Raw genomic sequence first — 11,238 nt, 5'->3', positions numbered from 1 at the left:
GGGCGCGGTGGCGGAGGCGGACGGGAATCGAACCCGCCAGCGACAGCATCTGCCGCTCAGCGATTTTGAAGATCGTGCCGGTCACCAGACCGAAAACGCCTCCCTCGGCCACTGCTGTCCATGATGGCAGGCAGCATGGGAGCCGTGGAGTACCGACTGACGCACTACGCCCACGGCGGCGGCTGCGCGTGCAAGATCCCGCCTGGCGAGCTCGAGGACGTCGTCCGCGGCCTTGCGACGGCGCAGCCCCGCGACCCGGTCGGTGAACTGCTCGTCGGCCTCGACGACGGCGACGACGCCGCGGCGGTCCTGGTCGGCGACACCGCGCTGATCGCGACGACCGACTTCTTCACGCCGGTCGTCGACGACCCCTACGACTGGGGCCGCATCGCGGCGGCCAACGCGCTCTCGGACGTGTACGCGATGGGCGGTCGGCCCGTCGTGGCGGTGAACCTGCTCGGCTGGCCGCGTGAGGTGCTGCCGTTCGAGCTCGCGGCCGAGACGCTGCGCGGCGGGCTCGACGTCTGCAACTCGGCGGGCTGCCACCTGGCCGGCGGGCACAGCGTCGACGATCCGGAACCGAAGTACGGCCTGGCCGTCACCGGCATCGCTGACCCGAAGCGGTTGCTGCGCAACGACTCCGGCAAGCCGGGCGTGCCGCTGTCGCTGACGAAGCCGCTGGGCGTCGGGGTGCTCAACAGCCGGCACAAATCGACCGGCGAGCGGTTCGAGCAGGCGATCGAGGCGATGACGACCCTGAACGCCGCGGCCTCGCAGGCCGCTCTCGATGCGGGCGTCGAATGCGCCACCGACGTCACGGGTTTCGGCTTGCTCGGCCATCTGCACAAGCTCGCGCGGGCCAGTGGCGTGACCGCGGTGATCGACTCCGCCGCGGTGCCGTACCTCGACGGCGCGCGAGACGCACTGGCCGCCGGATTCATCAGCGGCGGTAGCCGGCGCAACCTCGAATGGGTGACCCCGCACGTCGACCGCAGCGGCATCAGCGACGACGAGGCCTTGCTCCTGGCTGACGCTCAGACGTCCGGCGGACTGCTGATCGCCGGTGAGATTCCGGGCGCCCCGGTGATCGGTGAGCTGGTGCAACGGGGTGAGCACACGATCGTCGTGCGCTGAACCGGACCGCCGTCTGCGCCGTCTGAACCGGTGTGCACTACACCTATCGCGTCCAATGGTCGCCCCAGCACCGGCGCTACGTCGCCCGCTGCATCGAATTCCCGGGAATCGACCACACCGCCGACGACCCGCACGAAGCGCTGCGACGCCTCACCGAACAGATCGAACTGCGGGTCGACGAGATCCGCTCGACCGGCGACGAGCCGCCCGAGGCGCTGACCGATCACCACTACAGCGGGCGGTTCCTCGTGCGCACGTCGCCGGAGCTGCACGCCAGCTGGGTGATCCGGGCCGCCGAGGAGGGATTGTCGCTGAACCAGTGGGTCGTGCAGACGCTGGCGCAGCGGCCGGTGATTCCCGACGGCAGGTGACCGCACGGAGTCGCACGTCACGAGCCGAACAGCACCTGAGCCGCGGCCCGCATGGACGCCTGACACCGGTCGCGGTCGTCGCCCAGCCCGACGAGCGTGTCGACGGTCAGCGGCGCGAGGATCTCGGTGAGCCCGCGCCCCTCGGAGCCGAAGTAGCCGGCCATCTCCAACAGCACGGCACCGTGGCTGATGCTCCACAACCGGCCCGCCACCGTGGTCTCCCCATCGTCGCGGATTCGGCCGGCGCCGATCATTCGCGCCACGGCCTGGCGCAGCGCGTCGAAGGACGGCGCGAACTCGGCGCGGTTGGTGGCGCTGCCGGTGGACGTCAGGTCGGTGCGATACGCGGCGGTCGACGCCGGTGACGCCAGCCCGAACATCAGCTGATACCGCTGCGGCCGCTCGAGCGCGAAGCGCCGGTAGTGCCCACCCTGCACGAAGAAGTCGGCGACCGGATCGTCGGTCGGTTCGACGTCGAGCAGCGCGTCGGCGAACCGGGTGAACGCCTCCACCACGATCGCGTCGATCACGCCGGACATCCCGCCGAAGTGGGTGTAGACCGACATGGTCGACGTGCCGACCTCGGTGGCCAGCGTGCGCACCGTCAACGCCTGCAAACCGTCGCGCTCGAGGATGGCGAGCCCCGCCGCCACGAGCTTTTCCGATATATCACCCGCCACGGGTTGCCATTCTGCCATAACGCTGTTATACAGGTCTGACGTGCAATAACAACGTTATGGAGGTCAGAATGTCCGGCAATCGCTACCTGGAAGACTCGTTCGCGCCGCTGTCGGAGGAGTACACGCTGACCGATCTGGAGGTGGTCGGCACCATCCCCGATCATCTCGACGGCCGCTACCTGCGCAACGGCCCCAACCCGATCGGCGAGATCGATCCAGCCCTCTACCACTGGTTCATCGGCGACGGCATGGTGCACGGCATCCGGCTGCGCGACGGCAAGGCCGAGTGGTACCGCAACCGGTGGGTGCGTTCACCGCACGCGGCCCGCGAGCTGGGTGAGCGCTCGCCGGCGCACCACTTCGGCGTCTCGCCCATCGGCGCCAACACCAACGTGATCGGCCACGCCGGAAAGACGCTCGCGCTGATCGAGGGCGGCGTTGCCAACTACGAGTTGACCGACGAGTTGGACACGGTCGGCGTGTGCGATTTCGACGGCACGATCAGCGGCGGCTACACCGCACACCCCAAGCGCGATCCCGTCACCGGCGAACTGCACGCCGTCAGCTACAGCATGCACCGCGGCAACACCGTCCAGTATTCGGTGATCGGCGTGGACGGAAGAGCCCGGCGCACCGTCGACATCACGGTGACGGGAAGCCCGATGATGCACGACTTCTCGCTGACCGAACGCCACATCGTCTTCTACGACCTGCCGGTTACCTTCGACACCAGGCAGGCGGCGGCGATGACGGTACCCCGCGGTTTGCGGCTGCCCGCACGACTTCTGTTGTCCGCGTTGATCGGTCGCGTGCGCATCCCCGATCCGATCGCCGCCCGCACGCCCGGCGCGGTGAGCGCGGACCGGCGCTTCCCCTACTCGTGGAACCCCCGCTATCCCGCCCGCATCGGCGTGATGCCGCGCGAGGGCGGGGACGCCGACGTCCGGTGGTTCGACGTCGAGCCGTGCTACGTCTTCCACCCGATGAACGCCTACGACGGCGAGCCCGCCGAGGGCGACACCGTCGTGCTCGACGTCATCCGCCACCCGAAGATGTTCGCCACGGACCATCTCGGACCGAACGAAGGGCCGCCCACGCTCGACCGCTGGACCGTCGACCTGGCCGACGGGAAGGTGCGGGAATCCCGCATCGACGACCGCGGGCAGGAATTCCCGCGAGTCGACGAGCGACTCGTCGGCAAGCGGCACCGGTTCGGCTACGCCGCCGCGGTCGGGGACGGAACAGCCGGCGACCACACGCTGCTCAAGCACGACTTCGTCGGCGGCGCCACGACGGCCCGCTCGTTCGGGCCCGACGCGGCCGTCGGTGAGTTCGTCTTCCAGCCGTCGTCACCGGACGCAGCCGAGGACGACGGCGTCCTGATGGGGTACGTCTACCACCGCGCCACCGATCGCAGCGAGCTGGCGATCCTCGACGCCGGAACACTCGACGACGTCGCACGCATCAAGCTGCCGCACCGGGTGCCGGCCGGCTTCCACGGCAACTGGGTGCCGGCGAACGCCTGACTGGCGCCTGCGGCCGGGGATCAGTCCCTGGCGGCGTTGGTGGCGCCCGGGGCGTCGGAGAACACCGGCATCTCGACCGGCTCGTTGTTGGCCTCGCGCGCGACATGCTGCGCGGTCTGGGGATGGGAAAACAGGTTCGACGAATCCATAGCTCGTCCTCACGGTTCGCGGGTCCGTCCGAACAATTTGTACGGAAAGACGATCGACCGAAGAATTCGGGATCACCGCTTGAAAGAAGCGGTCCGACCACGACCCTACACCGGCGCGGGAGCCGGCTACCGCAGGGGCTTCCGGTACCACGGAAGCGACAGGCCGCCCAGGCGTAATCTGCGCCGTTATGGATTGCGACGTGGTGCTTTCCGGCGGCGGCGTGAAGGGGATCGGGCTGGTGGGCGCGTTGGTGGCGATGCTCGACGCGGGTTATGCGCCACGTCGTTTCGCCGGCACGTCAGCCGGATCGATCGTCAGCGCCATCGGGGCCGCTGCGGGCGGTCGACTCAGCGGTTCACGCATCAGAGAGCTGGCGTTCTCGCTGCCCTATCGGGCGTTCCTGGACGCCGACGGGCTGGAGAGGCTGCCGGTGCTGGGGCCGGCGCAGGCGCTGCTGCGCGGATCGGGCGTCTACCGGGGAGACGTCGCACATCGGTGGATCGCCGACCGATTGGCGGAGCTGGGCGTGCGAACGTTCGCCGACCTGGCGATCGACGACGACACGGTTCCGCCCGAGCAGCGGTACTCACTGGTGGTGACGGTCGCCGACATCACGACCGGTCAACTGATCCGGCTGCCGTGGGACTACCGCCGCGTCTACGACCTGGAGCCCGACGACCAGCCGGTCGCCGACGCGGTTCGCGCGTCGATGTCCATCCCGTTCTTCTTCCGGCCGGTTCCGCTGACGAATCCGCGGACCGGCCTGACGTCGACGCTCGTCGACGGCGGTGTGCTGTCGAACTTCCCGATCGACACCTTCGACACCACCGGCGTCCCGCGGTGGCCGACGTTCGGGGTGACCGTGCTACCGAACCTTCCCGAGGGCAACGACAAGGTGATCCCCGGACTGACGTTGCTGCACCGCTTCGGCGGGCCGACGCTGCTCGAGCGCCTCATCACCACGGTGATCGTCGGCCGTGACCAGGCGTACCTCAACCAGCCGTGGGTTGCGGCCCGCACCATCCGGGTCGACGCGACGAAGGTCGGCTTCCTCGAGTTCGACATCGGCGACCCGGCGAAGGAGGCGCTGTACGCCGCCGGCTACGACGCCGCGCGAACCTTCTTGCAGCGCTGGGACTTCGACGCCTACATCGAGGAGTTCCGGCGGTGAACGACTGGCGGTTCGACGCCTCCGACGGCGAACTGGCGATCCGCACCGACGTCACCGGCCGGGCCGCCCGCCTCGGACACCGACTGACCATCGCGATACACCGCTGGCACGCCGAGCTCCGCTGGATCGACGACCGGCCGCACGCGCTGTCGATGCTGGCCGATCTCGGTTCGCTCGAAGTGCTGAGCGGTGACGGCGGGCCGCTGCCGCTGTCGGCACCCGAACGCGCGGTCGCCCGGTCGAACGCCCTGAAGAGCCTGCAGGCTCGCCGGCATCCGACCGTCACCTTCGAGGCACCGCAGGTCGACCCCACCGGCGACGGCTACCGGTTGACCGGAACGCTGGTCATCCGCGGCGTCGAACGCCCGCACACGGTCGACGTCACCGTTGCCGACGAGGGCGACCGCTGGCGACTCACGAGCACGAGCGCGGTCCGCCAGACCGAGTACGGCATCACGCCGTACTCGTTGGTGATGGGGTCGGTGAAGGTGGCCGACGTGGTGTCCGTCGAGTTCTCGGCGACGCGCGCCAAGTAGCCGGTCGGCTGTAGCTGCTGTTGCGTCGGCAAGCCGTTTTCGCGGTGTCACCGCTGTATTTGCCCGCGTCCGGTTAACGCCTTATGCTTCGCTGCACATCCAACGAGTGACGCGCAGCGGAGGTCGATCGGTGCCCACAGTGTCCCGGCGAACGTTGTCCCGGCGGAAGTTCCTCGGCGCCGCCGCGTTGACCGCAGCAGCCACTGCGGGCGCCGGCGGCACCGGACTGTTGCTGGCCGACCGTCGGGGGACGCCGCAGCGGCGCCGCGCGCACTACCCCGCGATCGTCGTGGGCAGCGGATACGGCGGTGGGGTGTCGGCGCTTCGGCTCGGGGAAGCGGGCGTCGAGACACTGATCCTGGAGAAGGGCCGGCTGTGGGACAGCCCCGACGAGGACGGCAAGCGGTTTTCGCGCATGCTTCCGGCCGATTCGCGCGCCGGCTGGTTCACCCCGACGCCGCCGAGCTTGGTGCCGTCGTTCAACGGTTTCTCGATGGCCAAGCTCACCGAGAGCCAACCGATCGTCCAACCGCTGCAGGCCGGCATCTGCGACAAGGTGACCCACGGATCGCACGACATCTTCCGGGGCGTCGCCGTGGGCGGCGGGTCGATGATCAACGCCGGGATCGCCGCGATCCCGACCGAGAACCAGGTGCGGGAGGCCTTCCCCGACATCGACCCGGCAGAGTTCCTCGGCACCTACCTGCAGCGCGCGGGGTCGACGCTGCGCATCAGTTACCGCGACATGGACTGGTTCGAGCAGACGCCGTACTACCAGTACGCACGGGTCGGCCGGCAGTACGCGGCGAACGCCGGCTACACCGTCGACTACAGCGGCAGCTCGTATTCGTTCGACTACATGAAACGTGAAGAGGCCGGCGAGGTTCCACGGTCGGCGCTCGACTTCGAGCAGCAGTTCGGCAACAACTACGGCCGCTTGGGCAGCGTCGACCAAACCTACATCGCGGCGGCGCTGGCGACCGGCAAGGTGACGCTGCGCCCGCTGACCGAGGTCACCGAGATCCGCCGCGAGCCGTCGGGCGAATACGTGGTGGCGGTCCGCGAGATCGACCGCTGGGGCAAAGAGCTGGTGCGCGACGAGATCGGCTGCGACCAGCTGCATCTCAACGCCGGAGTGCTCGGCACCACCAAGCTGTTGCTGCGCGCCCGCGACACCGGAGCCCTCCCGGCGCTGAGCGAGGAGATCGGGCGGGGCTACGGCAACAACGGCGACGTGATGGTGTCGCACATGCTCGCCCCCGACGATCCCGCCGGCACCCAGCAGTCGATCATGGGGATGATCAACCTCGACGGCCGGTCCGACCCCGACAACCCGGTGTACGCCAGCATCTTTTCCATTCCGCTGCCGGTGGAGACCTACGCGCTCGGCTATTACGTGATGGTGAAGACCGGCGACCGTGGCGAGATCACCTACGACCCGCGCACCGACGCGATCAGCATCGACTGGCCCGAGAGCCATTCCCAGCGGGTCGCCGCGCGAGCGGAGAAGGTGTTCGACCGGGTGACCGGCGCCAACGGCGTCGACTACCGCGACGATGTCTTCGAGGGAAAGGTGTTCGCGCCCAATACCGTTCACCCGATGGGCGGTTGCGTCCGCAACCGCGCCACTGATGCGTTCGGCCGGGTGAAGGGCTACCGCAACCTGTTCGTCAACGACGCCTCCCTGCTGCCCGGTTTCCTCGGCTGCAATCCGTTCATGTCGATCACCGCGCTCGCCGAACGCAACATCGAGGCGATCATCGCCGGCCGCACCTGACCGTCAGCGCACCGTCGCGAAGAACGCGCGGACGTCCGCCACGAACAGCTCCGGCTGCTCGAACGCGGCGAAGTGCCCGCCGCGCGGCATGTCGGTCCAGTGCGTGATGTGGTAGTTCGCCTCGCACCATTCGCGCTGCGGCCGGCCGATCTCCTTGGGGAACGCCGCAACGCCCGTCGGCACCTCCACCCGCACCGAGCTGCCCCACACCCCGAAGCTCTCCCAGTACATCCGCGCCGAGGAGGCCGCCGACGCCGTCGCCCAGTACAGCATCACGTTGTCCAACAACTCGTCTCGCGTCAGCACGTTCTCCGGATGCCCGTCGCAGTCCATCCACGACCAGAACTTCTCGACGATCCACGCGAGCTGGCCGACCGGCGAATCGGTGAGGCCGTACCCGACGGTCTGCGGCCGGGTCGACTGCTGCTTGGCGTACCCCGAATCCTGCTTCTGGTAGTGGGCCATGGCCTGCAGCGCCGCTTGCTGCGCCGCGGTGAGGTTGTCCAGCGACGTCGGGCGGGCGATCGGCATGTTGGTGTGGATGGCGGCGCAATGCCCGCCGCGGGAACCGATCGCGGTGGTGATGGCCGCCCCCCAGTCGCCGCCCTGCGCGCCGTAGCGGTCATGGCCCAGCCGGAGCATCAGCGTCTCCCAGGCGGCGGCGGTGCGCTCCACACCCCACCCGGTGGTGGTGGGCTTGCCGGAGAACCCGTAGCCGGGCAACGACGGCACGACGACGTGGAAGGCGTCCTCGGCGCGGCCGCCGTGCGCCGTCGGATCGGTCAGCGGCTCGATCACCTTGTGGAACTCGACCACCGAGCCGGGCCAGCCGTGGCTGATGACGATCGGGAAGGCGTCGTCGTGCGGCGATCGCTGGTGGATGAAGTGGATGTCCAGCCCGTCGATCTCGGTGACGAACTGGTCGAACCGGTTGAGCGCGCTCTCGCGGGCGCGCCAGTCGTATCCGTCCGCCCAGTAGGCCGCCAGCTCGCGCGTGTAGGCCAGCGGCATGCCCTGCGACCAGTCGTCGACGGTCTCCGGCTCGGGCCAGCGGGTGCGGTGCAGTCGCTCCCGCAGGTCGGTGAGAGCGGCTTCGGAGACGGCGATGGTGAACGGCTTCACGCTGGGCATATCCGCATTGTCGCGGCTCACCGCCGGCCAGCGGGTGGAGTGGGCCGATTGCGCTGCGCCACAGCCTGATGCCGGCGGATGCAGCCGATAGGACCGACGACGTGTAGGCTGGTTGCCGGATGTTTGGTGCATCCATCTGAATGAGAGAAGTTCACGTATGACACAGGGAACTGTGAAATGGTTCAACGCCGAAAAGGGTTTCGGCTTCATCGCTCCTGATGGCGACACCGGAGATGTGTTCGTCCACTACAGCGAGATTCAAGGCAGCGGCTTCCGGTCGCTCGAGGAGAACCAGCGGGTTTCCTTCGAGGTCGGCCGCGGCGCCAAGGGGCCCCAGGCGACAAGCGTGGTACCCCAGTAGCGGCCGAACCGTTACCGAAGTGGGCTGGCAGGTCATCCTGCCGGCCCATTTTTCGTTGAGGAGCCAAAAATGTTTCGGCACAGTTCATCTCGCGCACCCGGCGCGACGGTCGGAACGCGGCGGCGCGACACGTACCATGGAGGGGACGGCGCTCCGCACCGCGGACGTCACCCCGAATCGGTAGAGCGCGTTCAACGTCTTGCGGGATATGCCTCGCTTTTGCCGCCTGCAAGCTGAGGACCTTCCATGGCCATCACCGACATCCCCCAATACGCACATCTGAGTACCGCCCAGGTCGACGCGCTCGGCGCCGAACTCGACGCCATCCGTCGCGACGTCGAGGCGTCGCTCGGCCACCGCGATGCGGCCTACATCCGACGCACCATCCAGTTCCAGCGCGCGCTGGAGGTGAGCGCCCGGGTGCTCCTGGCCGCGAGCCGCTCGAAAGCCGGCTGGATTGCCGGCGTGACGTCGCTGGCGCTGGCCAAGAGCGTGGAGAACATGGAGCTGGGCCACAACATCACCCACGGGCAATGGGATTGGATGAACGACCCGGAGATCCACTCCACCACCTGGGAGTGGGACATGGCGGGCCTGTCGTCGCAATGGCGCTACTCGCACAACGCTATTCACCACGTGTACACCAACGTGCTCGGCATGGACGACGACATCGGCTTCGGCGTCATGCGCGTCACCCGCGACGAGCCGTGGCAACGGCGCCACCTGTGGCAACCGCTGCACAACATCTTGCTGGCGCTCACGTTCGAGTGGGGCATCGCGCGCCACGGCCTGCACGCCGAGCAGGATCGCGCCGACACCGCCGAACAGCGCGCGGCGCACGGACGCCAGTTCACCGCCAAGGCAACGCGGCAGCTGGCGAAGGACTACGTGCTGACCCCCGCGCTCGGTGGCCGCCGATGGCGGCGCGTGCTCAGCGGCAACCTCGCCGCCAACGTACTGCGCAACCTGTGGGCATACGCCGTCATCTTCTGCGGCCACTTCCCCGACGGCGCCGCGAAGTTCACCACCGAATCGGTGACGAGCGAGACGAAGAGCGAGTGGTACGTGCGTCAGATGCTGGGCACAGCGAACTTCACCGCCGGACCTACGCTCGCATTCCTCAGCGGCAACCTGTGCTACCAGATCGAGCACCACCTGTTCCCCGACCTGCCCAGCAACCGCTACCCGCAGATCGCGGCCCGGGTTCGTGCGCTGTGCGCACACCACGACCTGCCGTACAACAGCGCGTCGCTCGCGCGGCAATTCCTGCTGGCGCAGCGCACCATCCTCAAGCTCGCCGTTCCCGACCGCTTGCTGCGCGCCACGTCGGACGATGCGCCCGAGACGGCATCGGAGCGACGGTTCCACGGCCTTCCGCCCGTGGCCGGGCAGGGCCTGCGTACTGCGCTGCGCCGGCTCGACGACCGCAAGGTGTCGCTGCGCCGTGCTCGCCGGCGGCTCGCCCGTCAGACCGGGTAGACCACCCCGGTCAGCTCCTCGGACACCTGCCACAGCCGGCGCTGGGCGTCCGCGTCGTGCGAGCGGGCGGTCGAGTCGACGACGACCGGGTACCCGCGGAACTCCGCGAGCCCGTCCGGCCCGTAGTACTGGCCGCTGCGCACCTGCGGGTCGGTGGCTGCCCGCAGCGTCGGCAGCGCCCCTTGGTCGGGCCCCTGCGACACCCGGTCCCAGATCAGGTCGACGAGCGGGCGGAACGGCAGGCTGCGGGTCAGCTCAGTGCTGACGACCCCCGGGTGGGCTGCCACGGCGATGGTCGGCGCGCCCTTCTCGGTCAACCGCCGGCTCAGCTCGTAGGTGAACAACAGGTTGGCCAGCTTCGACTGGCCGTAGGCGCGGGTGCGGCTGTAGGAATGCGTGGATTGCAGATCGTCGAAGCGCATCCTGCCGCCGCGGTGGGCGCGGCTGCTGATGGTGACCACCCGCGAGCCTTCGACGGGCAACAGGTTGTCCAGCAGCTGCCCGGTGAGCGCGAAGTGGCCGAGGTGATTGGTGCCGAACTGCAGCTCGAAGCCGTCCTTCGTCTGCTGCTTCCGCGTCATCATCACGCCCGCGTTGTTGATCAGCAGGTCGATGTAGCGGTAGCGCGCCCGCAGGTCGTCGGCCGCGTCGCTGACGCTCTCCAGCGACGTCAGGTCCAGCTGCTGCAGCGCGACGTCGGCGTGCGGGGCGTCGGCGGTGATGCGGTCGATGGCCGCCTGCCCCTTCTCGAGGTTGCGGACCGCCAGGACCACGTGGGCGCCGCGGGCTGCCAGCACGGCCGCGGCGGCCAGCCCGATACCGGTGTTCGCGCCGGTGATGACGGCGACTCGGCCCGTCTGATCGGGCACATCGGCGGCGGTCCACTTCTTCGCAGTCATGGGGGTGAGACTACTGCGCGGGT

The 11,238-nt window shown here is 68.8% G+C and carries 12 protein-coding genes and 1 tRNA gene; 8 read left to right on the top strand and 5 right to left on the bottom strand.

Features of this window, described 5'->3' with window-relative positions; translation table 11 throughout:
• Nucleotides 1-8 precede the first annotated feature (8 nt).
• A tRNA-Sec gene (locus LV457_RS08920) sits at nucleotides 9-103 on the bottom strand.
• Between the two features lie 20 nt (nucleotides 104-123).
• On the opposite strand from LV457_RS08920, the gene selD reads away from it, so the two are divergent.
• Entirely contained in the window at nucleotides 124-1,134 is a 1,011-nt protein-coding gene (gene selD, locus LV457_RS08915; RefSeq protein WP_374198768.1) for a selenide, water dikinase SelD, read from the top strand.
• 32 nt (nucleotides 1,135-1,166) lie between these two features.
• Nucleotides 1,167-1,505 (top strand): type II toxin-antitoxin system HicB family antitoxin, encoded by a 339-nt coding sequence (locus tag LV457_RS20190; protein ID WP_232170401.1) that lies wholly within the window; start codon nucleotides 1,167-1,169, stop codon nucleotides 1,503-1,505.
• Between the two features lie 17 nt (nucleotides 1,506-1,522).
• On the opposite strand, the gene LV457_RS08905 is transcribed toward LV457_RS20190, so the two are convergent.
• Nucleotides 1,523-2,203 carry a TetR/AcrR family transcriptional regulator gene (locus LV457_RS08905; protein ID WP_232170400.1) on the bottom strand — a complete coding sequence of 227 codons (681 nt, stop codon included), beginning with the start codon at nucleotides 2,201-2,203 and terminating at the stop codon, nucleotides 1,523-1,525.
• Nucleotides 2,204-2,253: 50 nt separating this feature from the next.
• Between LV457_RS08905 and LV457_RS08900 the strand changes: the two genes are divergently transcribed.
• A complete protein-coding gene (locus tag LV457_RS08900; RefSeq protein ID WP_232170399.1) occupies nucleotides 2,254-3,711 on the top strand; it encodes a carotenoid oxygenase family protein in 1,458 nt (485 codons plus the stop codon).
• A 20-nt stretch (nucleotides 3,712-3,731) separates the two neighbouring features.
• Here LV457_RS08900 and LV457_RS20085 read toward each other — a convergent pair whose 3' ends face one another.
• Nucleotides 3,732-3,860, bottom strand: coding sequence for a hypothetical protein (locus LV457_RS20085; protein WP_255701619.1), 129 nt, complete (start codon nucleotides 3,858-3,860; stop codon nucleotides 3,732-3,734).
• Nucleotides 3,861-4,048: 188 nt separating this feature from the next.
• On the opposite strand from LV457_RS20085, the gene LV457_RS08895 reads away from it, so the two are divergent.
• The 3 genes from LV457_RS08895 to LV457_RS08885 all read left to right on the top strand — a co-directional run bounded on the left by LV457_RS08895 (nucleotide 4,049) and on the right by LV457_RS08885 (nucleotide 7,345).
• Nucleotides 4,049-5,032, top strand: a complete 984-nt coding sequence (locus LV457_RS08895; protein WP_232170398.1) for a patatin-like phospholipase family protein — start codon at nucleotides 4,049-4,051, stop codon at nucleotides 5,030-5,032.
• Complete coding sequence (locus LV457_RS08890; protein ID WP_232170397.1) at nucleotides 5,029-5,568, top strand: YceI family protein; 540 nt, start codon at nucleotides 5,029-5,031, stop codon at nucleotides 5,566-5,568. Before LV457_RS08895 ends, LV457_RS08890 begins: the two co-directional genes overlap by 4 nt.
• A gap of 130 nt (nucleotides 5,569-5,698) precedes the next feature.
• Nucleotides 5,699-7,345 carry a GMC oxidoreductase gene (locus LV457_RS08885; RefSeq protein WP_232170396.1) on the top strand — a complete coding sequence of 549 codons (1,647 nt, stop codon included), beginning with the start codon at nucleotides 5,699-5,701 and terminating at the stop codon, nucleotides 7,343-7,345.
• Between the two features lie 3 nt (nucleotides 7,346-7,348).
• Here LV457_RS08885 and LV457_RS08880 read toward each other — a convergent pair whose 3' ends face one another.
• Nucleotides 7,349-8,467, bottom strand: coding sequence for an epoxide hydrolase family protein (locus LV457_RS08880; RefSeq protein WP_374198776.1), 1,119 nt, complete (start codon nucleotides 8,465-8,467; stop codon nucleotides 7,349-7,351).
• A gap of 166 nt (nucleotides 8,468-8,633) precedes the next feature.
• On the opposite strand from LV457_RS08880, the gene LV457_RS08875 reads away from it, so the two are divergent.
• Both LV457_RS08875 and LV457_RS08870 read left to right on the top strand, forming a co-directional pair.
• A complete protein-coding gene (locus LV457_RS08875; RefSeq protein ID WP_232170394.1) occupies nucleotides 8,634-8,837 on the top strand; it encodes a cold-shock protein in 204 nt (67 codons plus the stop codon).
• 246 nt (nucleotides 8,838-9,083) lie between these two features.
• A complete protein-coding gene (locus LV457_RS08870; protein ID WP_232170393.1) occupies nucleotides 9,084-10,316 on the top strand; it encodes an acyl-CoA desaturase in 1,233 nt (410 codons plus the stop codon).
• Here LV457_RS08870 and LV457_RS08865 read toward each other — a convergent pair.
• On the bottom strand, nucleotides 10,304-11,215 hold the full coding sequence (locus tag LV457_RS08865; RefSeq protein ID WP_232170392.1) for an SDR family NAD(P)-dependent oxidoreductase: 912 nt from the start codon (nucleotides 11,213-11,215) through the stop codon (nucleotides 10,304-10,306). The two genes, LV457_RS08870 and LV457_RS08865, sit on opposite strands and share 13 nt — an antisense overlap.
• Nucleotides 11,216-11,238: the final 23 nt, after the last annotated feature.

Origin of the sequence: Mycobacterium sp. MYCO198283, assembly GCF_021213805.1 — a bacterium.
In the GTDB taxonomy this organism is placed as follows: domain Bacteria; phylum Actinomycetota; class Actinomycetes; order Mycobacteriales; family Mycobacteriaceae; genus Mycobacterium.
Note: the sequence above shows the minus strand (reverse complement) of the source record. Positions and strands in the feature narration are given on the sequence as shown.